This is a genomic window from Variovorax sp. 10N432 (genome assembly GCF_056394465.1).
In genome coordinates this window covers 59,580-81,691 of record NZ_JBFTHX010000018.1, presented here as the reverse complement: position 1 = coordinate 81,691, position 22,112 = coordinate 59,580, and the positions used below count along the sequence as shown (strand labels likewise).

At 68.0% G+C, this 22,112-nt stretch carries 25 protein-coding genes; 17 read left to right on the top strand and 8 right to left on the bottom strand.

The window, feature by feature from the left end; genetic code table 11:
* Window positions 1–11 precede the first annotated feature (11 nt).
* The 10 genes from AC1DF3_RS21095 to AC1DF3_RS21050 all read left to right on the top strand — a co-directional run bounded on the left by AC1DF3_RS21095 (window position 12) and on the right by AC1DF3_RS21050 (window position 7,366).
* Window positions 12–452 carry an OsmC family protein gene (locus AC1DF3_RS21095; RefSeq protein WP_286536549.1) on the top strand — a complete coding sequence of 147 codons (441 nt, stop codon included), beginning with the start codon at window positions 12–14 and terminating at the stop codon, window positions 450–452.
* Between the two features lie 55 nt (window positions 453–507).
* Window positions 508–1,473, top strand: coding sequence for a Bug family tripartite tricarboxylate transporter substrate binding protein (locus AC1DF3_RS21090; RefSeq protein ID WP_478140761.1), 966 nt, complete (start codon window positions 508–510; stop codon window positions 1,471–1,473).
* Window positions 1,474–1,546: 73 nt separating this feature from the next.
* Window positions 1,547–1,861, top strand: a complete 315-nt coding sequence (locus AC1DF3_RS21085; RefSeq protein ID WP_478140760.1) for a hypothetical protein — start codon at window positions 1,547–1,549, stop codon at window positions 1,859–1,861.
* A gap of 209 nt (window positions 1,862–2,070) precedes the next feature.
* Window positions 2,071–2,868 (top strand): GntR family transcriptional regulator, encoded by a 798-nt coding sequence (locus AC1DF3_RS21080; RefSeq protein ID WP_478140759.1) that lies wholly within the window; start codon window positions 2,071–2,073, stop codon window positions 2,866–2,868.
* On the top strand, window positions 2,865–3,656 hold the full coding sequence (locus AC1DF3_RS21075) for a transporter substrate-binding domain-containing protein (protein ID WP_286536545.1): 792 nt from the start codon (window positions 2,865–2,867) through the stop codon (window positions 3,654–3,656). The genes AC1DF3_RS21080 and AC1DF3_RS21075 overlap by 4 nt, the downstream gene beginning before the upstream one ends.
* 15 nt (window positions 3,657–3,671) lie before the next feature.
* Window positions 3,672–4,334 carry an amino acid ABC transporter permease gene (locus AC1DF3_RS21070; protein WP_286536544.1) on the top strand — a complete coding sequence of 221 codons (663 nt, stop codon included), beginning with the start codon at window positions 3,672–3,674 and terminating at the stop codon, window positions 4,332–4,334.
* Window positions 4,335–4,341: 7 nt separating this feature from the next.
* The gene (locus tag AC1DF3_RS21065; protein ID WP_286536542.1) at window positions 4,342–4,995 is read left to right on the top strand and encodes an amino acid ABC transporter permease; all 654 of its coding nucleotides are present in this window, start codon (window positions 4,342–4,344) and stop codon (window positions 4,993–4,995) included.
* On the top strand, window positions 4,979–5,773 hold the full coding sequence (locus AC1DF3_RS21060) for an amino acid ABC transporter ATP-binding protein (RefSeq protein ID WP_286536541.1): 795 nt from the start codon (window positions 4,979–4,981) through the stop codon (window positions 5,771–5,773). The genes AC1DF3_RS21065 and AC1DF3_RS21060 overlap by 17 nt, the downstream gene beginning before the upstream one ends.
* Window positions 5,774–5,822: 49 nt before the next feature.
* Window positions 5,823–6,386: a YceB family lipoprotein gene (locus AC1DF3_RS21055; RefSeq protein WP_286536540.1), complete on the top strand. Its 564-nt coding sequence runs from the start codon at window positions 5,823–5,825 to the stop codon at window positions 6,384–6,386.
* Entirely contained in the window at window positions 6,383–7,366 is a 984-nt protein-coding gene (locus AC1DF3_RS21050; RefSeq protein ID WP_478140758.1) for a glycerophosphodiester phosphodiesterase, read from the top strand. The genes AC1DF3_RS21055 and AC1DF3_RS21050 overlap by 4 nt, the downstream gene beginning before the upstream one ends.
* A gap of 23 nt (window positions 7,367–7,389) precedes the next feature.
* Here the strand turns inward: AC1DF3_RS21050 and AC1DF3_RS21045 are convergent, their stop codons facing one another.
* Together AC1DF3_RS21045 and AC1DF3_RS21040 are read right to left on the bottom strand one after the other, a co-directional pair.
* Window positions 7,390–7,710 (bottom strand): type II toxin-antitoxin system PemK/MazF family toxin, encoded by a 321-nt coding sequence (locus tag AC1DF3_RS21045; RefSeq protein ID WP_286536538.1) that lies wholly within the window; start codon window positions 7,708–7,710, stop codon window positions 7,390–7,392.
* Window positions 7,704–7,961 carry an AbrB/MazE/SpoVT family DNA-binding domain-containing protein gene (locus AC1DF3_RS21040; RefSeq protein WP_478140757.1) on the bottom strand — a complete coding sequence of 86 codons (258 nt, stop codon included), beginning with the start codon at window positions 7,959–7,961 and terminating at the stop codon, window positions 7,704–7,706. Before AC1DF3_RS21040 ends, AC1DF3_RS21045 begins: the two co-directional genes overlap by 7 nt.
* 65 nt (window positions 7,962–8,026) lie before the next feature.
* Here AC1DF3_RS21040 and AC1DF3_RS21035 point away from each other — a divergent pair, with 65 nt between their 5' ends.
* The 4 genes from AC1DF3_RS21035 to AC1DF3_RS21020 all read left to right on the top strand — a co-directional run bounded on the left by AC1DF3_RS21035 (window position 8,027) and on the right by AC1DF3_RS21020 (window position 11,363).
* Window positions 8,027–9,043, top strand: coding sequence for a P1 family peptidase (locus AC1DF3_RS21035; RefSeq protein WP_286536537.1), 1,017 nt, complete (start codon window positions 8,027–8,029; stop codon window positions 9,041–9,043).
* 113 nt (window positions 9,044–9,156) lie between these two features.
* Window positions 9,157–10,530 (top strand): TAXI family TRAP transporter solute-binding subunit, encoded by a 1,374-nt coding sequence (locus tag AC1DF3_RS21030; RefSeq protein ID WP_286536536.1) that lies wholly within the window; start codon window positions 9,157–9,159, stop codon window positions 10,528–10,530.
* 34 nt (window positions 10,531–10,564) lie between these two features.
* Window positions 10,565–11,032 carry a MerR family transcriptional regulator gene (locus AC1DF3_RS21025; protein WP_286536535.1) on the top strand — a complete coding sequence of 156 codons (468 nt, stop codon included), beginning with the start codon at window positions 10,565–10,567 and terminating at the stop codon, window positions 11,030–11,032.
* Window positions 10,977–11,363, top strand: a complete 387-nt coding sequence (locus AC1DF3_RS21020; protein ID WP_286536534.1) for a carboxymuconolactone decarboxylase family protein — start codon at window positions 10,977–10,979, stop codon at window positions 11,361–11,363. Before AC1DF3_RS21025 ends, AC1DF3_RS21020 begins: the two co-directional genes overlap by 56 nt.
* A 40-nt stretch (window positions 11,364–11,403) precedes the next feature.
* Here AC1DF3_RS21020 and AC1DF3_RS21015 read toward each other — a convergent pair whose 3' ends face one another.
* Both AC1DF3_RS21015 and ettA read right to left on the bottom strand, forming a co-directional pair.
* A complete protein-coding gene (locus AC1DF3_RS21015; protein WP_478140790.1) occupies window positions 11,404–12,585 on the bottom strand; it encodes a PQQ-dependent sugar dehydrogenase in 1,182 nt (393 codons plus the stop codon).
* A gap of 169 nt (window positions 12,586–12,754) precedes the next feature.
* Entirely contained in the window at window positions 12,755–14,416 is a 1,662-nt protein-coding gene (gene ettA, locus AC1DF3_RS21010) for an energy-dependent translational throttle protein EttA (RefSeq protein WP_286522890.1), read from the bottom strand.
* 252 nt (window positions 14,417–14,668) lie between these two features.
* On the opposite strand from ettA, the gene AC1DF3_RS21005 reads away from it, so the two are divergent.
* Window positions 14,669–15,922, top strand: coding sequence for a class I SAM-dependent DNA methyltransferase (locus tag AC1DF3_RS21005; RefSeq protein WP_478140756.1), 1,254 nt, complete (start codon window positions 14,669–14,671; stop codon window positions 15,920–15,922).
* Between the two features lie 220 nt (window positions 15,923–16,142).
* Here the strand turns inward: AC1DF3_RS21005 and AC1DF3_RS21000 are convergent, their stop codons facing one another.
* A complete protein-coding gene (locus tag AC1DF3_RS21000; RefSeq protein WP_478140755.1) occupies window positions 16,143–16,388 on the bottom strand; it encodes an AbrB/MazE/SpoVT family DNA-binding domain-containing protein in 246 nt (81 codons plus the stop codon).
* Window positions 16,389–16,679: 291 nt separating this feature from the next.
* Here AC1DF3_RS21000 and AC1DF3_RS20995 point away from each other — a divergent pair, with 291 nt between their 5' ends.
* Entirely contained in the window at window positions 16,680–18,482 is a 1,803-nt protein-coding gene (locus AC1DF3_RS20995) for a DEAD/DEAH box helicase (RefSeq protein ID WP_478140754.1), read from the top strand.
* A gap of 156 nt (window positions 18,483–18,638) precedes the next feature.
* Entirely contained in the window at window positions 18,639–19,121 is a 483-nt protein-coding gene (locus AC1DF3_RS20990) for a DUF2846 domain-containing protein (RefSeq protein WP_478140753.1), read from the top strand.
* A gap of 44 nt (window positions 19,122–19,165) precedes the next feature.
* Here AC1DF3_RS20990 and AC1DF3_RS20985 read toward each other — a convergent pair whose 3' ends face one another.
* The 3 genes from AC1DF3_RS20985 to AC1DF3_RS20975 all read right to left on the bottom strand — a co-directional run bounded on the left by AC1DF3_RS20985 (window position 19,166) and on the right by AC1DF3_RS20975 (window position 22,106).
* Complete coding sequence (locus AC1DF3_RS20985; protein WP_478140752.1) at window positions 19,166–20,236, bottom strand: ABC transporter ATP-binding protein; 1,071 nt, start codon at window positions 20,234–20,236, stop codon at window positions 19,166–19,168.
* Between the two features lie 143 nt (window positions 20,237–20,379).
* Window positions 20,380–21,237 (bottom strand): carbohydrate ABC transporter permease, encoded by an 858-nt coding sequence (locus AC1DF3_RS20980; RefSeq protein WP_286522924.1) that lies wholly within the window; start codon window positions 21,235–21,237, stop codon window positions 20,380–20,382.
* Window positions 21,234–22,106 (bottom strand): carbohydrate ABC transporter permease, encoded by an 873-nt coding sequence (locus AC1DF3_RS20975; RefSeq protein ID WP_286522926.1) that lies wholly within the window; start codon window positions 22,104–22,106, stop codon window positions 21,234–21,236. Before AC1DF3_RS20975 ends, AC1DF3_RS20980 begins: the two co-directional genes overlap by 4 nt.
* Between the last annotated feature and the right edge of the window lie 6 nt (window positions 22,107–22,112).

Here is a 22,112-nt window from a genome sequence, read left to right as displayed (position 1 = left end):
GAGGAGCTTCCATGGCTGCAGACAAGCACGCGAGCGTTCACTGGGAAGGCGCCGGCAAGACCGGCAAGGGCCTGATCAGCACCGAGACCGGGGCGATCAAGGACTACCCCTACGGCTTCGCCAGCCGCTTCGAGGACGACAAGCGCGGCACCAACCCCGAAGAGATCCTGGGCGCGGCGCACGCCGGCTGCCTGACGATGGCTTTCGCCTTCGCCCTCGAAGGCGCGGGCCTGACCGCCACCTCGATCGACACCAAAGCCGCCGTGCGGCTGGCCAAGGACGGTCCGGGCTTCAAGATCGATCGCATCCAGCTCGAACTCGAAGCCGTGGTGCCCGGCCTCGACGAGGCGAAATTCCAGGAACTCGCGGCCGGCGCCAAGGCCGGCTGCCCGCTGTCGAAGGCGCTGGCGAGCGTGCCGGAGATCACGCTGAAAGCCACGCTCAAGTCCTGACGCCCGAGGCCGCCGGGCCGCTGTTTATGATCGCCCTCACAACGAGGAGACACGCATGAACATGGCCCGCAAAGGCATCGCCGCACTGCTGTGGCTGGCGGTTTCGACGGCCGCCCTGGCCGCCTTTCCCGACAAGCCGATCAAGATCGTCATCGGCTTCCCGGCCGGCGGCCCGCTCGACCAGCATGCGCGGCTGCTCACCGACCGGCTGCAGGCGGTGCTGGGCCAGCCCCTGATCGTCGACTACAAGCCCGGCGCCGGCGGCTCGGTCGGCGCCGAGGCGGTCGCCAAGAGCGCACCCGACGGCTACACCCTGATGCTGGCGAACACCGGCGTCGCGGTGATCAACGGCGCGCTCTACGCCAAGCTGCCCTACGACACGCTGCGCGACTTCACGCCGATCGCCCGCACCGCGATGCAGCCGCTCGCGCTGCTGGTCACGCCCAAGCTGCCGGTCCAGAACCTGCGGCAGTTCGTCGACTACGCCCGCGCCCGGCCCGGCCAGCTCAACTACGGCTCGGCCGGCAACGGCGGCATCAGCCACCTGGTGCCAGAGATGTTCAAGAGCGCGACCGGCATCTTCATGGTCCATATCCCCTACCGGGGCAGCGCGCCGGCCTTCACCGACCTGATGGGCGGCCAGGTGCAGTTCATGGCCGAGTCGATCCCGCAGGCGGCCAATTACCACAAGCAGAGCAAGGTGCGGGCACTGGCCGTGACCAGCGCCGCCCGCAATCCGGCGCTGCCCGAGGTGCCGACCGTGATCGAGGCCGGCATCAAGGGCTTCGAAGTGGTCGGCTTCTATGGCTTCCTGGCGCCGGCGGGCACGCCCAAGGACGTCGTCGCCAAGCTCAGCGACGCCTTCAGGCAGGTGCTGACCAGCCCCGAGGTGCGCGAGCGCATGGTGAGCCAGGGCGCCGATCCGGCCTTCCTGGGCAGCGAAGACTTCGCGAAGTTCCTGGCCGCCGAAACCCCGCGCTGGGACAAGGCGGTGAAGGCGTCGGGCGCGAAGATGGACTGAGGGCCGGGCAAAGCTCGCCCTACAACTTTCGGACGGCTTCAAACGCGCAATCCGTGTAGTCACAATGTCTTACATGGATCATCTTTATTTTTCTCGCCGCCCCGACCCCGCACCCGACGGCCTGTTCGGCGGCCGGCGGCCCAGGCTGGCGCCGGAGCAATTGGAGCGGCGGCCCGCCCCGGACAGTCCGCCGAAGCCGCTGACCCCCGCCGAACTGGCCCAGGTGGCCCGGGCATGGCGGCGGCGGGCCGATGGTTCGTCGATGCTGGTCGCCGAGGCGCTGGAGACCGTGGCCGCCCGGCGCGCGCCACCGCCCATTGAAACGCTCTTCTCGACGCCGCCGCCGAAATCCGTCGTCCGGAGGATTTCGGAGTTCATGGGCTTGTAAAGCAAATCAGGTAACAGTCCGCGACTGTCGAATTTTTCACACCCAAACGCGCCGGACAGCGCGAAAATCGGGGTGTTAGTCATTGCTGCAAGTGCAATCAAGGTTAGGCCCGCCTCGTGCGGGCCTTTTTTTCGCCCGCACGTACGCGCACGCATGCATGCACCAGCTTCTTGCATACAAGCAGGCATGAAAGCTGCTGATGTGCAGGCATGTCCATCAGCGCTCCCGAAATCAGTGCACGCATCGTCGAAGCGGTGATGGCGCAGAAGCTCGCGCCCGGCGCCCGCCTGGGCGAGCAGCAGCTCGCGATGCTGTTCGACTGCAGCCGCACCATCGTGCGCGAGGCGCTGACACGACTCGCGGCCCGCGGCATCGTCACCGTGAGCGCGCGCCGCGGCTGGTTCGTGATCGAACCCTCGCAGGACGAGGCGCGCGAAGCCTTCGAAGCCCGCCGCGTGATCGAGTCCGGCCTGATCCGCAGCGCCGGCGCCATCGACCGCGACGCGCTGCGAGCCCTCAAGGCACACCTCAAGCGCGAGAAGGCCGCACTGAAGGACAGCGACATCGGCAACCGCAGCTACCTGCTGGGCGACTTCCACGTCTGCCTGGCCGAATGCCTCGGCAACTCGCTGCTGGCCGACACGCTGCGCGACTTCACCGCGCGCACGACGCTGATCGCGATGCTCTACCAGTCTTCGCACGACGCCGCGCAGTCCTGCGAGGACCATGTGCGCATCGTCGCGGCACTCGAGCGCGGCGACACCGCGGCCGCCGAGGCCCTGATGAGCGAACACATCGGCACCGTGCAGTCGGCGCTGCGCGTGCCGTCACCGACCGACCCGCTGGCCCGGCTGCGCGATGCGCTGGCGCCGATGCAGGGCGCGGCCGACCCCACCCGGAGCGAGGCACAGCTCTTGCGTACCACCCCCGCCAGGAGGGGACGCAAGGCGGCCGGACCCGAAGCTTCACCCGACGATTCATCGACCTACCTAGGAGCCCTGTTATGAAGTCATCCAAGCGCAGTTTCGCGCTCGCACTCGCCGCCGTCACGCTGTTCGCCACCGGCTTCGCGCATGCCCAGAGCGCGCTCGACAACGTCATGAAGGCCAAGCTCATCAAGATCGCGGTGCCGACCGACTACCCGCCCTACGGCTCGGTCGACAAGACCATGACGCCGCAGGGCCTGGACGTCGAGATGGCGCAGCTGATCGCGAGCAAGCTGGGCGTCAAGGTCGAGCTGGTGCCGGTGACAAGCGCCAACCGGATCCCCTACCTGCAGACCCGCAAGGCCGACCTGGTGATCTCCACCTTGGGCAAGAATGCCGAGCGCGAAAAGGTGATCGACTTCTCGGCGGCCTATGCGCCCTTCTTCCAGGCGGTCTACGCGGGCAAGAACCTCAACATCAAGAGCTTCGCCGACATGGGCGGCAAGACCGTCGCCGTGACCCGCGGCGCGATGGAAGACCAGGAGCTCGCCAAGGTCGCGCCGGCCAGCCTCGAGTACAAGCGATTCGAGGACAACAACGCCACCATCGCCGCCTTCGTGGCCGGCCAGACCCAGACCCTGGCCACCAGTGCCGCGGTCGCCGGCGACATGATGCAGAAGAACCCGCAGCTCGGCGCCGAGTACAAGCTGCTGCTCAAGGACAGCCCCTGCTTCATCGGCATCGCCAAGGGCGAGGACCCGCTGAAGGCCAAGGTCAACGAGATCATCGCCAACGCCAAGAAGGACGGCACGCTCGACGCGATGGCGAAGAAGTGGCTGGGCCGTCCGGCCGGCGACCTTCCGGTCTGATCGCGACGGCCTGCCATGGGCATCGAATTCGACTTCGGCGCGGTCCTCGGCCAATGGCCCCTGCTGGTGCGGGGCGTGCTCTGGACGCTGGGGCTGACGGCCATCGCGACAGTCATCGGCATGGTGGTGGGCGTCGCCTGCGCCTGGTCGCGCGCCAGCGGCCCGGCCTGGCTGCGCTGGCTGGTGGGCAGCTATGTCGAGCTGATCCGCAACACGCCCTTCATCGTGCAGCTGTTCTTCATCTTCTTCGGCCTGCCCGCGGCCGGCTTCAAGCTGTCGCCCGAAGTGGCGTCGGTGATCGCGATGGTGATGAACCTCGGCGCCTACGCGACGGAGATCATCCGCGCCGGCATCGAGGCCACGCCGCGCGGCCAGATCGAGGCCGCCGTGAGCCTGGCGCTCAACAAGGTGCAGGTGTTCCTGCGCGTGGTGCTGCCGCCGGCGATGAAGAAGGTCTGGCCGGCGATGGTGAGCCAGATCATCATCGTGATGCTGGGTTCGGCGGTCTGCAGCCAGATCTCGACCGAGGAGCTGAGCTACGCGGCCAACCTGATCCAGAGCCGCAACTTCCGCGCCTTCGAGGCCTTCATCATCGCCACCGTGATCTACCTCGCGTTGTCGGTCGGTGCCCGCCGCCTGCTCAACTGGGCCGGCCCCAAGTACTTCTTCGGAAGGTAGCAAGCCCATGACCGATTTCTCGCTGTGGGACATCCTTCGCAACCTGCTGCTGGCGCTGCGCTGGACCGTGGTGCTGTCGTTGATCGCCTTCGTCGGCGGCGGCGTGGTCGGCGGCCTGCTGCTGTTCGCGCGGCTGTCGGGAGGTCCGGTCGCCGACCGGCTCATCGGCCTCTACGTGCAGGTCTTCCAGGGCACGCCGCTGCTGATGCAGCTGTTCCTGGCCTACTTCGGCATCGCCCTGTTCGGCGTCGACGTCTCGGCCTGGACCGCGGCCTCGGTCGCGCTCACGCTCTATACCAGCGCCTTCCTGACCGAGATCTGGCGCGGCTGCGTGGCCTCCATTCCGAAAGGCCAGTGGGAGGCCTCGGGCAGCCTGGCGCTCCGCTTCGGCGAACAGATGCGCCACGTGATCCTGCCGCAGGCCACGCGCATCGCCGTGGCGCCCACGGTCGGCTTCCTGGTGCAGGTGATCAAGGGCACGGCACTGGCCTCGGTGATCGGCTTCATCGAGCTCACCAAGGCCGGCAGCATGATCTCGAACGCCACCTTCAAGCCCTTCGTGGTGTTCAGCTGCGTCGCCCTGCTTTATTTCGTGCTGTGCTTTCCCGTGAGCCTGTACGCCAAGAACCTCGAGAGGAAGATCAATGTCGCTCGTCGCTGAAGCCCCCGCATCCGAAGCCGCTGCCGCCGCCCGGGTCTCCGCCGCGCCGATCGTGCGCATCACGGCGCTGCGCAAGTCCTATGGCAGCAACGAAGTGCTCAAGGGCATCGACCTGGAGGTCAGGCGCGGCGAGGTGATCGCGATCATCGGCAAGAGCGGCTCCGGCAAGAGCACCCTCCTGCGCTGCATCAACGGCCTCGAGGTGTTTCAGGAAGGCTCGCTCACGGTCGACGGCAAGCCGCTGCTGCATGAGAGCGCGATGGCGATGCGCGAGCTGCGCCAGCGCGTCGGCATGATCTTCCAGAGCTTCAACCTGTTCCCGCACCTGACGGTCGGCAGGAACGTGATGCTGGCGCCGACCCTGGTCAAGAAGCGCAGCGCCATCGAGGCGGCTTCGCAGGCCCGCAAGCTGCTCACGCGGGTCGGCCTGGCCGAAAAGTTCGACGCCATGCCCGATCAGCTCTCGGGTGGCCAGCAGCAGCGCGTGGCGATCGCCCGCGCCCTGGCGATGGAGCCGGCGGTGCTGCTTTGCGACGAGATCACCTCGGCGCTCGACCCCGAACTGGTGGGCGAGGTGCTGCGCGTGGTGGAGTCGCTGGCGGTCGAGGGCATGACCCTGCTGATGGTGACGCACGAAATGAGCTTCGCACGCAAAGTCAGCGACCGCGTGATCTTCATGCACCAGGGCCGCGTGCACGAGATGGGGCCGCCGGCGGAGTTGTTCGGCAGCCCGAAGACGCCGGAGCTGCAACAGTTTCTTTCATCGTTGCACGACTGATCGAGGGGCGCGGCCGGGAACCCCCGGCCTGTGGCAAGCTCGGAAGGGTATGCCACACCATTCCCGTCGACAGCTGCTGCGCGCCCTGTGGGGCGCCACCGCCATGGCGCCGCTGGCCGCCCTGGCCGGCTTCAACTTCTTCACCAGCGAATACACCGCCACCCGCGAGGAACTCCAGGCGCAGGTCGCCAAGCGCTTCCCGGTGCAGCAGCGCTACGCCGAGATCTTCACGGTCGGCCTGCGCGATCCCCAGCTCAGTCTCGACGCCCGCAACAACCGGGCGGCGATCACCGCGGTGCTCTCGATCGCCAGCCCGCTGCTGCGGCCCTCGCAAGTCGAAGGCATCGTCACGGTGAGCAGCGCGCTCAAGTACGACGCCGCGGCGCGTGCGGTCCGGCTCGACCGGCCGCAGGCCGACCGGATCGAGCTGCAGGGCCTGGGCGGCCGCGACGCCGAGCGGCTGCAGCAGATCGGCGGCGCGGTCGCGCAGGAACTGCTGCGCGACCAGCCTCTGCGCACCTTCAAGCCGGAAGAACTCACGGTCGGCCGCAAGACCTACGAAATCGGGGACATCACCGTTCAGGACGACGGCATCACCGTCGCGCTGAAATGAGCCGCCCGGCCCTTTGGCTCGCCTCGGCGCTGCTGCTGGCCGGCTGCGCCGCACCGGCGCCGACACTGCAGCGCGCCGTCGACCTGCAAGCCCATCGCGGCGGGCGTGCCCTGGCGCCCGAGAACACGCTCAGCGCCTTCACCCATGCGATCGCCATCGGCGTCACCACGCTCGAACTCGACATCGGCCTGACCGCCGACGACGTGGTCGTGATCTCGCACGACACGGTGCTCAATCCGGACCACACGCGCGACACCCGGGGCAACTTCCTGCCAGCCAAGGGCCCTCCGATCCGCGCGCTGTCGCTGGCGCAATTGCAGACCTACGATGTCGGCCGGATCAATCCCGAGAGCAGCTACGGCAAGCCCTTTCCCAAGCAGTTGTGGCGCGACGGCGAGCGCATTCCGACCCTCGCCGCGCTGTTCGCGCGGGCCAACGAACTCGGCGCGACCGACGTCCGCTTCAACATCGAGACCAAGCTCGACCCCGGGCGGCCGGAAGAAACGGCGTCGCCCGAGCAGATGGTGCGCGCGCTGCTGGCCGAGATCGACAAGGCCGGCATGGCCCCGCGCGTGACGGTGCAGAGCTTCGACTGGCGCACGCTGGCGCTGGTCGGCCAATCGGCGCCGCTGATGCCGCGCGCCTACCTCACGAGCAGCCGGACGCTGCAGGACAGCCGCTGGACCGCGGGCCTGAAGATCGCGGACTTCGGCAGCGCGCCGCGGCTCGTGAAGGCCGCCGCGGGCGACGGCAAAGGGCCGGTGACGTGGTCGCCGGCCTACAACGACCTGAGCCCTGCCCTGGTGCAAGAGGCGCACGCGCTCGGACTGGCCGTGCTGCCCTGGACCGTCAACCAGCGCGCCGACATGGCGCGCCTGCTGGACTGGGGCGTGGACGGCATCATCACGGACGACCCGGCGATCCTGCGCGACCTGCTCGGCGAGCGGGGCGCACCCCTGCCGCCGAAGCGCGGTCGCTGAGGGCGCTCGATGACGCTGACCTGCTACTGCGCGAAGACTTCCTGCAAGGTTGTCAGAACCGATTTCAATCGGCTGCCCGACACGGCGCCGAGCCGGCGGATCAATCTGGCCTTGCCGACGGCGCGAATCTGATCGAGCAAGATCAGGCCCTTGGTTCCGGCGTGCGTCACCGGCACGCGAAATGGGGCCTCGAAGCCCTTGGAAGCCATCGGCGCGATGATGACCGTGCGCAGATGATCATGCAGTTCCGATGGCGACACCACCACGCAGGGACGGCTCTTCTTGATCTCGCTCCCGATCGTCGGGTCAAGGTTGATCAGCCATATCTCGCCGCGCTTCACCATGCCGACTCATCGTCTTCGGCGTTGGGGAAATCGCCGATCGTCAACACGTCCTCACCGCGCTCGGCCACTTGCCGCGCAGCCTCGGCCCAGCCGCTGCGCACTGCCGCGGCCGGCTTGCGCAGGACGATGGCGTCCCGCTCGACGGTGAGATCGACGACAGCTTCCAGGCCGACCTGCGCGAGCAGTGGCTTGGGAATGACGATCCCGCGAGAATTTCCGATCGCCCGGATAGGAACTTGCAGCGCTTTCATGGTGGCAACAATGTTATCACCGGCCGATTCCGTTGAACAGGTCGAACAGCAACCATAATCGCCCGATGTCTGATCAGTCTGCTCCCGATCGCCCCCATGCCGGCGCCATCACCGATGTCGCCGGCATCGAAGTCGGCCACTACAGCGACCCCCGCCGCCCCACCGGCTGCACCGTGATCATCGCGCGCGAAGGCGCCGTGGCCGGCGTCGACGTGCGCGGCGCCGCGCCCGGCACCCGCGAGACCGATCTGCTGGCGCCCGGCAACCTGGTGCAGCAGGTCCACGCCGTGATGCTCGCCGGCGGCAGCGCCTGGGGCCTGGCCGCCGCCGACGGCGCGATGCGCTGGCTCGAGGAGCGCGGCGTGGGCTTCGACGTCCGATTCGGCACCCTGCCGATCATTCCGGCGGCCGTCCTGTTCGACCTGCCGGTCGGCGACGCCCGCATCCGGCCCGATGCCGATGCCGGCTACGCGGCCTGCGCGGCGGCCTCCAGTGCGGCGCCGGCCGAGGGCAACGTGGGTGCCGGCAGCGGCGCGCTGGTGGGCAAGCTGTTCGGCGTCGAACGAGCCATGAAGGGCGGCATCGGCACGGCGTCGATCACGGTCAATGGCGTCACGGTCGGTGCGCTGATCGCCTGCAACGCGCTCGGCGACGTGATCGATCCCGATACGGGTCACGTCGTGGCGGGCGCGCGCACCGAAGACGGCCGCGCCCTGCTCGACACCCGCCGCGCGCTGCTGCGCGGCGAGCTGCCGAAGCCGCTGCTGGCCGGCACCAACACCACGCTGGGCGTGGTCGCCACCGACGCCGTGCTGACCAAGGTGCAGGCCAACCGCCTGGCCAGCGTGGCCCACGACGGACTGGCGCGGGCGATCAACCCGGTGCACACGATGAGCGACGGCGACACCCTCTTCGCGCTCGCCACCGGCCGCGTGCCGCTCGAAGGCGACGCGCCCGGCATGACGGTGCTCGGCACCATGGCCGCCGAGGTCGTGGCGCTGGCGACCGTGCGCGCGGTGCGTGCGGCGCGCTCCGTGCGCATCGGCAGCAGCCACTTCCCGGCCGCCGGCGACCTGGGCTGAGCACCTCGGGCGCGGGCACCCGACATGCGCTTTGTAACCAGCCGGGGGCGGAAAGCACAGAAAATGCCGCTGCCGCGACCGCGGTGTCCCCGAGCCTCGTTCCAACATTCCGCATGCCCCAAGCCATCCGCCTGTTCCTGCTGTCGATCCGCGACCTGATCGCTTCCGCCGGGCCCGTCATCTTCCTCGTCATCGCCCTGCTGGCCGCCGCCTACTGGTGGCTGCAGCCTCAGCCGCCCCGGCGCGTGACCCTGGCCACCGGGCCGGCCGGCAGCGCCTATGCCGAGTTCGGCAAGCGCTACGCCGCGGCTCTCAAGGCCAACGGCATCGAAGTCGAACTCAAGCCCACCGACGGCTCGCTCGACAACCTGCAGCTGCTGCGCAGCGGCGGCGCCGACGTGGCCTTCGTGCGCGGCGGCAGCGCCGATCCGGTCAAGGACGAGGCCGCCGGCCTGACCTCGCTGGGCAGCCTGTTCTTCGAGCCGCTGTGGTTCTTCTACCGGACCGATGCGGCGAAGCGGGTCGACCGCAAGACCGGCACCCTGACCTCGCTGACCCAACTCAAGGACCTGCGCATCAACGTCGACAAGCCGGGCAGCGGCGTGCCCGACATCATGGAGCGGATGTTCCACGCCAACCACATGGACCCGGCCGCGCTGAACCTGTCGAACCTCGAGCAGACGCCCGCGACCGAAGCGCTGCAGGCCGGCCTGCTCGACGTGATCGTGCTGGCCTCGGCACCGCAATCCCCGCTGGTGCAGCGGCTGCTGCGCGCGCCCGACATCCAGTTGATGGACTTCCAGCAGAGCGACGCCTATTCGCGGCGATTCGCCTTCCTGCAGCCGGTGGACCTGCCGCGCGGCGTGGTCGACCTGGCGGCCGACCTGCCATCGCACGACGTGTCGCTGCTGGCCGCCACCACCTCGCTGCTGTCGCGCGAGGAAACCCACCCCGCGCTGCGACAGCTGTTCGCACAGACCGCGCAGAGCCTGCATGGCGGCGCCGGCTGGTTCAACCGCGCGCGCGACTTTCCCAACACCCGGACCAGCGAGCTGCCRGTCAGCCCCGAAGGCGATCGCGCCATCAACGGCACGCCGCCGTTCTGGCAGCGCTACCTGCCGTTCTGGGCCAGCAACCTGGTCGAACGGATGTGGCTGGTGCTGGGCGGCCTGCTGGTGCTGATGCTGCCGCTGAGCCGGATCGTGCCGCCGCTCTACCAGTTCCGGGTCCGCCGCCGCGTGTTCCGCTGGTATGCACGGCTGCGCGAGGTCGAGCACAAGCTGGAGGCGCATACCGGCGACCCCGACGCGCTGCTGAAGGAACTCGGCGAGCTCGACCGCGTGGTCAACAAGGTCGCGGTGCCGCTGTCCTATGCCGACGAGCTCTATGCGCTGCGCAACAACATCGAGGCGGTGCGCAGGCGCGTGCTCGCGGACGCACCGCGTGCGGCGGGCGCCGCGCAAGAACTTTCAACCGGACCCGCTTGACTTGGAGCGCGCTCGAACTTCCAGAATCCCCGACATGGAAACGAGCCCGAGCCCACTGCTGACCATCGCCCAGGTGGCGCGCCGCACCGGCCTCACGGCCCATACGCTGCGCTATTACGAGCGCATCGGCCTGATCGCCGCCGTGCCGCGCGCACCGGGCGGCCAGCGCCGCTATGCGGACAGTGACATGGACTGGCTCGCTTTCCTGCTGCGCCTGCGCACGACCGGCATGTCCATCCAGGGCATGCAGGCCTTTGCCAGGCTTCGAAGTCAGGGGGACGCCAGCGTCGGCGAGCGCCGCGAGATGCTCGAAGCACACCTCGCCGGACTGCGGCTGCAGATGCAGTCGCTCGCGCAATCGGTCGATGCGCTCACGCAGAAGATCGCGCACTACGCCGGCATCGAGCGTTCCCTTTCACAGGGCCCAGGGCCGGAAAAGGAAAACCATGGAAACCACCCGCTACCAGCGCGGACTCGCCAAGCTGCAGGAGATCGACGGTGAAGGCGGCGTGCGCGTCGTCGAGAGCCTCCAGGACATCGCGCCCGACTTCGCCCGGCTGCTGATCGAATTCCCGTTCGGCGACATCTATTCGCGGCCCGGCCTGGACCTGCGGTCGCGCGAGATCGCCGTGGTCGCCGCGCTCACGGCGATGGGCAATGCGGCCCCGCAGCTCAAGGTGCACATCCAGGGCGCGCTGAACGTGGGCGTGAGCCGCACCGAGATCGTCGAGACCATCATGCAGATGGCGGTGTATGCGGGTTTTCCGGCAGCGCTGAACGGGCTCGGGGCGGCCCGCGAAGTGTTCGCCGCCGCGGCCGAGGCTGCGCACTGACGCGACAGCCTCGGCCGGTCGTCGGCCGGCGCCTTTCAGTTCACTGACGCTCCACCCGCAGCAGCTTGCCATTGCTGCTGTCGGTCAACAGGTACAGCCAGCCGTCGGGCCCCTGCCGGACGTCGCGGATGCGTTCACCGCGCTCGGCCAGCAATCGCTCGCGGCCGACCACCGCGTTGCCGTCGAGCCTGAGCCTCCAGAGCGCGGTGCCGGCGAGCGCCCCGACGAAGAGATTGCCCTTCCATTCGGCCAGCGCATCGCCGGTATAGAAAGCCATGCCGCTCGGCGCGATCGACGATTTCTGGGTGCCTGGCGTCCAGGCCGAGCCGTCGATCTTTTCCCAGTAGGTCAGCGGCTGCTCGAGGCCCGGCTTGGCGGTGCCCTCGCCCACCTGCGTGAGCGTGCCGTATTCCTGCCCGTAGCTGATGACGGGCCAGCCGTAGTTGCGCCCCGGCAGGGTCAGGTTGACCTCGTCGCCGCCCTGCGGACCATGCTCGTGGGTCCAGAGATCGCCGGTCGCGGGATGCAGCGCCGCCCCCTGCGGATTGCGGTGGCCGTAGCTCCAGATGTGCGGCTGTGCGCCGGCGGTGGCGGCGAAGGGGTTGCCAGGCGCCGGAGCGCCGTCGGTGGTGATCCGGACCACCTTGCCGTTACCGCGCGACAGGTCTTGCGCGAAGCCCCGCTGGGTGTCGAGCAGGCGCTCGCCCAGGGTCACGAACAGATAGCCGTTGCGGTCGAACACCAGCCGCGAACCGAAGTGCGCCGTGCTGTCGACCTTGGGCGACTGGCGGTAGATCACCGTCAGGTTGCCGAGCGTGCGGTTGGCCGCATCGAGTTCGGCCCGGGCCACCGCCGTGCCGTTGAGGCTCGGATCGGCGCCGTCGCGCTCCGCGAAGCTGAGATAGATGCGTCGATTGCTCGCAAAGGCCGGGTCCACCGCGACGTCGAGCAGCCCGCCCTGACCCACCGCCGCGACCGCGGGCACGCCGGCGACCAGATCGGCACCGCCATTGACGGCCGACCCATCGGCATTGCGCAGCCGCAACTGGCCGCCGCGCTGGGTGATCAGCATGCGGCCGTCGGGCAGGAAGGCCAAAGCCCAGGGGGTGTCGAGGCCGGTCGCCAGTTCGGTGACCTTGAACGACGGCGAGGCCGGCGCGGCGCCAGCAGGTGGTGCGGCGGCGCTGCTGCCGGCCGGGGCCGGCGCGCCCTGCGTCGACATGCCGTTGACGCCGAAGGCGGAGATGGCGACGCTGCTGCCGCCACCGCCACCGCCGCAACCGACCACGGCGGCCAGGGCCGTCGCCAGAAGATACCGAGTCGCTGCTGCCATGGCATGCTCCTTCGGAAGGGGCGCTGCGATGCGCCCGGGTCTATTCGCCCTGCTGTCGTTACTTCAGGGCCTTGAAGCGCATCCGGTGCGGCTTGGCACCTTCTTCGCCCAGGCGCTTCTTCTTGTCGGCTTCGTACTCCTGGTAGTTGCCGTTGAAGAAGGTCCACTGGCTGTCGCCTTCGGCCGCCAGGATGTGGGTCGCGATCCGGTCGAGGAACCAGCGGTCATGGCTGATGACCAGCACCGACCCGGCAAACTCCAGCAGCGCGTCTTCGAGGGCCCGCAGCGTCTCGACGTCGAGGTCGTTCGACGGCTCGTCGAGCATCAGCACGTTGCCGCCCGCGATCAGCGTCTTCGCCAGGTGCAGCCGGCCGCGCTCGCCGCCCGACAAGGTGCCGACCTTCTTCTGCTGGTCGGCGCCGTTGAAGTTGAAGCGCCCGGCGTAGGCCCGGCTGGCCATCTGGAACTTGCCGACGTTGATGATGTCGAGGCCGTTCGAGATGTCTTCCCACACGGTCTTCTCGTTGCCGAGCGCGTCGCGATTCTGGTCGACGAAGGCCATCTTGACCGTCTGGCCGATCACCACCTCGCCGGAGTCCGGCGTTTCCTTGCCGGCGATCAGCTTGAACAGGGTCGACTTGCCGGCGCCGTTCGGACCGATGATGCCGACGATCGCGCCGGCCGGGATCTCGAAGCTCAGGTTGTCGATCAGCACCCGGTCGCCGAAGGACTTGGTGACGTTCTTGAACTCGATCACCTGGTTGCCCAGTCGCTCGGCCACGGGAATGAAGATTTCCTGCGTCTCGTTGCGCTTCTGGTATTCGAAATCGCTCAGTTCCTCGAAGCGGGCCAGGCGCGACTTGCTCTTGGCCTGGCGCGCCTTCGGGTTCTGGCGCGACCATTCGAGTTCCTTCTTCAGGGCCTTGGCATGGGCTTCTTCGCTCTTCTGCTCCTGCGCCAGGCGTTCGCCCTTCTGCTCGAGCCAGGTGCTGTAGTTGCCCTTCCAGGGAATGCCGCGGCCGCGGTCGAGTTCGAGAATCCACTCGGCCGCGTTGTCGAGGAAGTAGCGATCGTGGGTGATCGCCACGACGGTGCCGGGAAAGCGCTGCAGGAAGACTTCGAGCCACTCGACCGATTCGGCGTCCAGGTGGTTGGTCGGCTCGTCGAGCAGCAGCATGTCGGGCTTGCTCAGCAACAGCCGGCACAGCGCGACGCGGCGCTTCTCGCCGCCCGACAGCACGCCGATGTTAGCGTCCCACGGCGGCAGGCGCAGCGCGTCGGCCGCGATCTCGAGCTGGTGTTCGGAATCGGTGCCGGCGGTGGCGATGATGGCTTCGAGCTCGGCTTGCTCGGCCGCGAGTGCGTCGAAGTCGGCGTCTTCGGCGCCGTAGGCGACGTAGACCTCCTCGAGCCGCGCCTTGGCCGCGTAGACCGCGCCCATGGCTTCCTCGACCGATTCGCGCACCGTGTGGGCGGCGTTCAGCTTGGGCTCCTGCTCGAGGTAGCCGATCGTGAGACCGGGCATCGGCAGCGCCTCGCCCTCGATCTCCTTGTCGATGCCGGCCATGATCTTCAACAGCGAGGACTTGCCCGAGCCGTTCAGGCCGAGCACGCCGATCTTGGCGCCGGGGAAAAACGAGAGCGAAATGTCCTTCAAGATCTGCCGTTTGGGCGGCACGGTCTTGCTGACCTTGTTCATGGTGTAGACGTACTGGGCCATGTCTATCTCTGTTCGGTGATGGGGACTGTTCGGGGTGGCCGGGCAACCCGACAACGATCTTGTGCGAGGATCGATGGCGAATCTGCCTTGCGTGGCAGGCGCTTGCTGCTGCAGCGCGTTTTCCGACCGGGGTTTGGGGCCAAGTCTAACCCAGCCCCTCGATTCCCTGAAGAAGCGCGCGCGGCGCTGCTATTCTCCGGCTCCATCCGAGCTCTCCGGACGCCGCCCGCGGCGGCCGCCGCCCCTGCCGCCATGCGCCCCTCCCCCACCCCCGATGCCTTCGCCCAGGCCCGACAGTTCTTCCTCGACGGGCTGAAGGCCCTCGAGACGGGCCGCTTCGAGGCCGCGGAGCAGCTTTTCCTGTCGTCGCTCGCGCTGCTGCCGGGCCGCGTCTCGACCCTGGTCAATCTCGCCGCGACGCAGTTGAAGCTGTCGCGCCCGCAGGCGGCCCTGGCGGCCGCCGAGCAGGCCCTGGAGGCCGAAGCCGAGGACCCGGATGCCTGGTTCCACAAGGCCAGCGCCCTCGGGCAACTGAACCGGCACCCGGAAGCCCTGTCGGCCTTCGAGAAGGTGCTGTCGCTGGACGCGCTTCCCGCCGGCGAGTTGTGGCTTCGCCATGGCCAGACCCTGCAGGCGCTGGGCCGGCCCGCGGAGGCGCTCGCCTCCTACGACCACGCGCTGGCCGCCGACCCCGGCATCGCCCAGGCCTGGAGCAATCGAGGCAGCATCCTGCGGGAACTGAACCGCCACCCCGAAGCCGCCCATGCCTTCGAGCAGGCGCTGGCGCACGGCGGCGATCCGGCGCTGCACCGGTACTACCTCGCCGCGGTCTCCGACGGCCCCGCGCCGGCGACCGCGCCGGGCCACTATGTCGAGACCCTGTTCGACGACTACGCCGACGAGTTCGATGCGCACCTGGTGGGCCTGCTCGGCTACCAGGCGCACAGCACCCTGGCCAGGCACCTCGCCGCGCTGGGCCGGGGCCGCTTCCGCTCGGCCCTCGATCTCGGCTGCGGAACCGGCCTGTGCGCTGCGCTGCTCAGGCCGATGGCGGGGCGGCTCACCGGCGTCGACCTGTCGAGCCAGATGCTGGACAAGGCCCGGGCCCTCGGGCTCTACGACCAGCTTGCGCACGCCGACATCGGGGCCTACCTGCGAGGCACGGACGCCCGCTACGACCTGGTCACCGCCGCCGACGTCTTCATCTACGTGGGCGACCTGGAGCCGGTCTTCGCCGCGCTGGAGCAGCGGCTGGAGCCGGGCGGACTCTTCTGTTTCTCGGCCGAGAGCAGCGGCGACGAAAGCGTCGATTTCGAGTTGCTGCCGAGCCTGCGCTACGCCCATTCGGAGCGCTACCTGCGCGGGCTGGCCGCGCGCCACGGCTTCGAACTGGTCCAACTGATCCGAGCACCGATCCGCGAAGACCAGCGCGAGGCGATCCAGGGCATGTTCGTCTATCTGGAGCGGGCCGGCGGCGGACGCTCTACTCGTGCTTTGGTGAAATGAGCTTGAGCTTGGGGAAATAGGTCTTGTAGCGCGCGCTGTCGCGCGACACGAGGGTGCAACCCGTCAGTTGAGCGTGGGCGCCGATATAGAAGTCCGGCAAGCCAGCTTGTCACGGTTCAGGCATTCACCGATGGCCGAAGCCGACCAGTCCATCCATCCCGGATCTTCGTGGATGACGTCGATCAGGACACTGCTGGCGATCAGGAAGGTTTCCGGCGCCTCAGCGTTCGCCGCGCGTCATCTCCAGCCACTCGTCCGCCGACAAGCCGATATTCGAGTTCGCGCTGCCGCGCAGCAGGGCGATCGCCTCCTTGGCCGGCGATGTCGTGCGCTTCACGGGCTTCACGGGCTTCATGATGATCTGCTTGTTGCGGTACTCGAACTCCACCTCGTCGTAGGGCTTGAGGCCCGCGAGCTCGCGAATGTTCTGGGGAATGGTCACCTGACCCTTGGAGGTGAGTCGCACGGGCGGCTCCTGGTAATGCTGACGAAGTAAGAGCTTAGCGCCGCAGTTCCAGACCGCATGCTTCCACGACCGGCCGCGTCATTTCACCCTTCATCCCGGTTCATGAGACAATAGCGCCTGTTGCCGGGTCCAGTTGCCCGCGACGCCGGCTCTCCGCCGGGGACGAAGACGGCCTTATGCAGGCTTTCGGGCTCCCACCTCTGACCTTCATCTGCCCTTACTGGCTCGACGTCCACATGACGCCCGAGCGGGTGGATACCACTGCGCCGTGTAGGGCGCTTGTTGAACTCAATGAACTTTGATGAACTGAAGCTGGCCCCGGCCATCTTGAAGGCCGTGCATGAGCAGGGCTACGAAACGCCGACGCCGATCCAGGCCCAGGCCATTCCGGCCGTGCTCGACGGCCACGACCTCCTGGGCGGCGCCCAGACCGGCACCGGCAAGACCGCTGCCTTCACCCTGCCCCTGCTGCACAAGCTCACGATGAGCCGCAGCGCCACCAACAAGTTCGGCGGCACCGGCATCCGTGCCCTGGTGCTGACCCCCACGCGCGAACTCGCGGCCCAGGTCGAAGAGTCCGTTCGCACCTACGGCAAGTACCTCCAGCTGACCTCGACCGTGATCTTCGGCGGCGTCGGCATGAACCCGCAGATCAGCAAGCTCAAGAGCGGCGTCGACATCCTGGTCGCCACCCCCGGCCGCCTGCTCGACCTGCAGCAGCAAGGCATGCTCGACCTGTCGCAGGTGCAGATCCTGGTGCTCGACGAAGCCGACCGCATGCTCGACATGGGCTTCATCCACGACGTCAAGAAGATCCTCGCGCTGGTGCCCCGGGAAAAGCAGAGCCTGCTGTTCTCGGCCACCTTCAGCGACGAGATCCGCGATCTCGCCGCCACGCTGCTCAAGAACCCGCAGAGCATCCAGGTCACGCCGCGCAACACCACGGTGCAGCGCATCACGCAGGTGATCCACCCGGTCGGCCGCGGCAAGAAGAAGGCGCTGCTCGCCCACATCATCAACGAGCACAAGTGGAGCCAGGTGCTGGTCTTCACCCGCACCAAGTTCGGCGCCAACAGCGTGGCCGAGTTCCTGACCAAGAACGGCATCGAGGCGATGGCGCTGCACGGCAACAAGAGCCAGAGCGCCCGTACGCAGGCGCTGGCCGGCTTCAAGAGCGGCGACATCCGTGCCCTGGTGGCGACCGACATCGCGGCCCGCGGCATCGACATCGACGAGCTGCCGCACGTCGTCAACTACGAGATCCCGAACGTCAGCGAAGACTACGTGCACCGCATCGGCCGCACCGGCCGTGCCGGTTCGAGCGGCGAGGCCGTGAGCTTCGTGTGCCTCGACGAAGAAGGCTTCATGCAGGAGATCGAGCGCTTCACCAAGCAGACGATTCCGGTGCAGGTCATCGACGGCTTCGGCCCCGAGGACGGCGAACGCGCCGAGCCGATCGCCATGGGTCGCCAGACGATCTGGGGCGGCGCCGGCCGTCCGCCGAGCCGCGAAGTGATGCAGGCCGCGGCCAAGGCGGCTCGCACCGAGATGATGCAGCGCATCCGCGAGAACAAGGCGGGCCAGGGCGAGCGCAGTGGTGGTGGCGGCGGCGGTGGCAATGGCGGTGGCCAGCGTCGCGGCGGCGGCCAGGGCCAGGGCGCACCGGCCGGCCGCAGCGCCAACGGCGGCGGCGGCCAGGGCCCGCGTGGCCAGGGCGGCCGCGGCCAGGGCCCGGCACGCGGACCGCAAGGACCGGCGCGCGCGCCGCACCATGCGCCGACGCACCATCAGAACCACCTGCCGCATGAAGAGCGCCAGCCGCGCCATCACGGCAACAGCCACAGCCCGACGCAAGCCGATGCGGTGGCGCATCTGCGCGCCGAAGCGGTCGCCGGCGGCGACGGCCAGCCGGATCCGTTGCGCACCAGCGTCGACAGCCTCGGCGGCCGCGGCCGTCGTGGCGGCGGCGGCGGCTACGGCGGCAACCGTTCCGGCGGCGGTGGCCGTTCGGGTGGCGGCGGCCGCTCGGGTGGCGGCTATGGCGGCGGCGGTGGCTACGGCGGTGGCGGCGGTGGCCGCTCCTTCGGTCGCTGAGAGCTCGACCACACATCCACAAAAGGGCGCTTCGGCGCCCTTTTTCGTTGCTTCATTGCGCCGCGATCCGGCACGCCCGAAGCAGCCGATTCCGGTGCGCCCATGAAGCATTTCCTCTAGACGGCCCGGCGCGTGCATTCATAGACTGCCTCCTCCATGAAACTCGACCGTTCGATCTCCGCTGTCTTCCTCGCAACAGCTTTCGCCGTGCTCGCCGGGTGCGCGAGCCTGCCCTCACCCGAGGTCATGAAAAGCGAAACTGCTTCCTTCCAACTCCCCAAGCTGCCGGAGTCCGGAAAAGCGATCGTCTACGTCGTGCGCCCTTCCGGCATGGGCGGCCTGGTCCGGTTCAACGTTTTCGTCGACGATCAGGAAGCCGCGTCCGAGATGGGCTACACCCGATCGAGCCAGTACATCTATTTCAACGTCAAGCCCGGAACGCACAAGATCTATTCCAAGGCCGAGAACTGGGCCGACACCGAGATCAGCGCCAAGGACGGCGACATCATCTACATCCAGCAGGAGCCCTCGATGGGCGTCATCATGGCCCGCAACAGCGTGAGCAAGATCGACGAAGTCCAAGGCAAGTACCAAGTCAAGCAACTGCAGCTCGGAACGGTCCTCAAGGCAGAAAAGTAGGCGCGCGGCGGCGCGCCCCCTGCGAAGCCGTATCAGAAGCCGTATCAGCCCAGCCGCTTGGCGGTCTGGCGATCGAACAGGTGCACGCTCTCGCTGCCGATCACCAGCCCGACCATCTGGTCCGGCTGGGCATCGACCCGGCCGTGCACCGCGAGCGTCAGCTGGGCGCCCCCGACATCGACCAGCAATTCGGTCTCGGCACCGGTCGGCTCGACCACGATCACCCTCGCCGGCACGCCTTGCGACGGCTCGGCCAGCGTGATGTCGCCGGGCCGCACGCCATAGTGCACGGCCTGCCCGTCGACCGCCCCTGTCGCGGCCGGCGCCGGCCACGAGGCGCCCTGCGCCTCGACACTGCACTGGCCGTTGGCGCGCCGCACCGTGCCCTCCAGCACGTTCATCGAGGGCGAGCCGATGAACTGGGCGACGAACAGGTTGTCAGGCCGGTCGTAGAGCTCGAGCGGCGTGCCGATCTGCTCGACCGCGCCGTCGTGCATGACGACGATCCGGTCGGCCATCGTCATGGCCTCGATCTGGTCGTGGGTGACGTAGACGGTGGTGGTCTTGAGCCGCTGGTGCAGCGCCTTGATTTCGGCCCGCATCGCGACGCGCAGCTTGGCGTCCAGGTTGGACAGCGGCTCGTCGAACAGGAAGACCTTCGGGTCGCGCACGATCGCGCGTCCCATCGCGACCCGCTGCCGCTGTCCGCCCGACAGCTCGCGCGGATAGCGCCCGAGCAGGTGGTCGAGGTTCAGGATCTTGGCGGCATCGGCCACCCGCTTGTCGGTCAGGCCCTTCTCGGCCTTGCGCAGGCGCAGGCTGAAGCCCATGTTCTCGCCGACCGTCATGTGCGGGTAGAGCGCGTAGCTCTGGAACACCATCGCGATGTCCCGATCTTTCGATTCGAGCTCGTTGACGACCCGCCCGTCGATCATGATCTGGCCGCCGCTGATGTCCTCCAGGCCGGCCAGCATGCGCAGCAGCGTCGACTTGCCGCAGCCCGAAGGCCCGACCAGCACGACGAACTCGCCGTCCTCGATCTCGAAGCCCAGGCGCTCGATGATCCGGGTCTTGCCGTAGGACTTCTGGACGTCCCGAAAAGTGACTGAAGCCATTGTTTTCGTCTCTTTCTCTCTGTTGGCCCGGCGTAGCCCGGGCCTGTTCGGGGGACACCGCGGAACCGGCTTTGCCGGGCCGCCGGTGTCGCCCCCTGAAAGGGGGTCGGCGCCCGGACACGAAGTGCCGGGCAACCTGGGGGTCAGCTCTTTACAGCGCCGGCGGTGATGCCGCCGACCATGTAGCGCTTGAACGTGTAGTAGATGGCCGCCGGCGGCAGCGCGTAGATAAGGCCGGTCGCCATCAACAGTTCCCAGGGCGAATCGTCGGCCGCGAGGAAGTTGCCGAGCGCCACGGCCAGGGTCACGCTGCGGTCGTTCGACAGCAGCAGGAAGGCGTACAGGTACTCGTTCCAGGCCAGCAGCAGCGCGTAGGTACCCACCGCCACCAGCGAGGGCACCATCAGCGGCAGGTACACCAGGCGGAACAGCTGCAGCGGCGAAGCGCCGTCCATGCGCGCCGCTTCGTCGAGCTCGTAGGGCAGCTTGTCGGAGGCCTGCTTGAGCACCCAGATGCAATAGGGCGATGCGATGGTGACCATCGCGAGGATCAGCGCCCACTGGCTGTTGAGCAGGCCGTAGTTGCCCATGGTCTTGTACATCGGCACGGCGAGGAACGCGGCGGGGATGAAGTAGGTGAAGAGCGCCATGTTCATGACCGTGCGGCCGCCCCGCACCCGCAGCCGGCTGATCGCGAAGGCCGCGGTGGTGGCGACGAACAGCGTGATCGCCCCGACCGCCACCGCGATGAACAGCGAGTTGCCGAGCTGCACCCAGAAATGATCGAGATAGAAGTGCTTCTGATGGAAGACCGTCGAGAAGTTGTCGAAGGTCGGCGAGGTCGGCCACAGCCGGCCGCTGGTCGCGGTGCCGCGCGGCGAGATCGCGAACAGCACCATGTGGTAGATCGGGATCAGCGTCCACAGCAGCACCGGGATGCCGATCAGCAGCAGCTTGGCCTCGTTGCCGACGGCCTTGACGGTCCAGCGCTTGCGGCTCATTTGGACAACCTCTTCATCATGAAATAGACCAGCGGCAGCACCAGCGGCATGGCGACGACGATGGAGGCCATCGACAGATCGACCTGGTCGAGTCGCAGGTAGCGGATGCCGAGCGTCGCCAGCACGTGCGTGAGGTCGGCCGGACCGCCCCCGGTCAGCAGGTAGACGCTGTTGAAGTCGCCCAGCGTCCAGATCATCGACAGGATCAGCGAGGTCACGTAGAGCGTGCGCAGTGCCGGCCAGCTGATGAAGCGGAACTTCTGCCATGAACTCGCGCCGTCGACCGAGGCTGCCTCGTACTGTTCGCCCGGAATCGCGAGCCGCCCGGCGACCAGGATCAGGGTCCAGAAAGGCAGCGACTTCCAGATGTGCATCAGCATCGCGAAGCTGAGCGCCAGCGTCGGGTCGTTGAGCCAGTTGGGCCCGTCGAGCCCGGTCAGGCGGAAGATGGTGGTGTTGATCACGCCCCATTCGGGGTTGAGCATGAAGCGCACCGAAAGGATGGTCGGGATCGACGGCACCGCCCAGGGCAGGATGAAGATCCCGGCGAGGATCTTGATCCACCAGCGCGACTGCACGAAGAAGCCCGACAGCACCAGCGCCACGAGCATCTTGACGTTGATCGCGACGACCAGAAAGATGATCGTGTTGATCACCGAGCGGAAGAAGATCGGGTCTTCGACCAGGTGCACGTAGCTCTGCGGATGGCGCGCCAGCCAGAGGCCGTAGCACACCGGGTAGAGCACGAAGATGGCGAACACCAGCAGGTAGGGGATGACCATCATCCGCCCCCAGAACTGCCAGCGTCCGAGCTTGATGGGTGTCGCGGCGGTGCCGGCCGCGGTCACGGCGCTTGCTGTGGAACTCATGGTCGG

Coding starts and splice junctions, on each gene's coding strand:
- AC1DF3_RS20980 (WP_286522924.1), bottom strand. CDS start 21,237: ATGAGCCGCAAGCGCTGGACCGTCAAGGCCGTCGGCAACGAGGCCAAG.
- AC1DF3_RS21005 (WP_478140756.1), top strand. CDS start 14,669: ATGCGCCCCTCCCCCACCCCCGATGCCTTCGCCCAGGCCCGACAGTTC.
- AC1DF3_RS20985 (WP_478140752.1), bottom strand. CDS start 20,236: ATGGCTTCAGTCACTTTTCGGGACGTCCAGAAGTCCTACGGCAAGACC.
- AC1DF3_RS21025 (WP_286536535.1), top strand. CDS start 10,565: ATGGAAACGAGCCCGAGCCCACTGCTGACCATCGCCCAGGTGGCGCGC.
- AC1DF3_RS21075 (WP_286536545.1), top strand. CDS start 2,865: ATGAAGTCATCCAAGCGCAGTTTCGCGCTCGCACTCGCCGCCGTCACG.
- AC1DF3_RS21050 (WP_478140758.1), top strand. CDS start 6,383: ATGAGCCGCCCGGCCCTTTGGCTCGCCTCGGCGCTGCTGCTGGCCGGC.
- AC1DF3_RS20975 (WP_286522926.1), bottom strand. CDS start 22,106: ATGAGTTCCACAGCAAGCGCCGTGACCGCGGCCGGCACCGCCGCGACA.
- AC1DF3_RS21060 (WP_286536541.1), top strand. CDS start 4,979: ATGTCGCTCGTCGCTGAAGCCCCCGCATCCGAAGCCGCTGCCGCCGCC.
- AC1DF3_RS21055 (WP_286536540.1), top strand. CDS start 5,823: ATGCCACACCATTCCCGTCGACAGCTGCTGCGCGCCCTGTGGGGCGCC.
- AC1DF3_RS21070 (WP_286536544.1), top strand. CDS start 3,672: ATGGGCATCGAATTCGACTTCGGCGCGGTCCTCGGCCAATGGCCCCTG.
- AC1DF3_RS21045 (WP_286536538.1), bottom strand. CDS start 7,710: ATGGTGAAGCGCGGCGAGATATGGCTGATCAACCTTGACCCGACGATC.
- AC1DF3_RS20995 (WP_478140754.1), top strand. CDS start 16,680: ATGAACTTTGATGAACTGAAGCTGGCCCCGGCCATCTTGAAGGCCGTG.
- AC1DF3_RS21095 (WP_286536549.1), top strand. CDS start 12: ATGGCTGCAGACAAGCACGCGAGCGTTCACTGGGAAGGCGCCGGCAAG.
- AC1DF3_RS21085 (WP_478140760.1), top strand. CDS start 1,547: ATGGATCATCTTTATTTTTCTCGCCGCCCCGACCCCGCACCCGACGGC.
- AC1DF3_RS21035 (WP_286536537.1), top strand. CDS start 8,027: ATGTCTGATCAGTCTGCTCCCGATCGCCCCCATGCCGGCGCCATCACC.
- AC1DF3_RS21080 (WP_478140759.1), top strand. CDS start 2,071: ATGTCCATCAGCGCTCCCGAAATCAGTGCACGCATCGTCGAAGCGGTG.
- AC1DF3_RS21015 (WP_478140790.1), bottom strand. CDS start 12,585: ATGTCGACGCAGGGCGCGCCGGCCCCGGCCGGCAGCAGCGCCGCCGCA.
- ettA (WP_286522890.1), bottom strand. CDS start 14,416: ATGGCCCAGTACGTCTACACCATGAACAAGGTCAGCAAGACCGTGCCG.
- AC1DF3_RS21040 (WP_478140757.1), bottom strand. CDS start 7,961: ATGAAAGCGCTGCAAGTTCCTATCCGGGCGATCGGAAATTCTCGCGGG.
- AC1DF3_RS21020 (WP_286536534.1), top strand. CDS start 10,977: ATGGAAACCACCCGCTACCAGCGCGGACTCGCCAAGCTGCAGGAGATC.
- AC1DF3_RS21065 (WP_286536542.1), top strand. CDS start 4,342: ATGACCGATTTCTCGCTGTGGGACATCCTTCGCAACCTGCTGCTGGCG.
- AC1DF3_RS20990 (WP_478140753.1), top strand. CDS start 18,639: ATGAAACTCGACCGTTCGATCTCCGCTGTCTTCCTCGCAACAGCTTTC.
- AC1DF3_RS21090 (WP_478140761.1), top strand. CDS start 508: ATGAACATGGCCCGCAAAGGCATCGCCGCACTGCTGTGGCTGGCGGTT.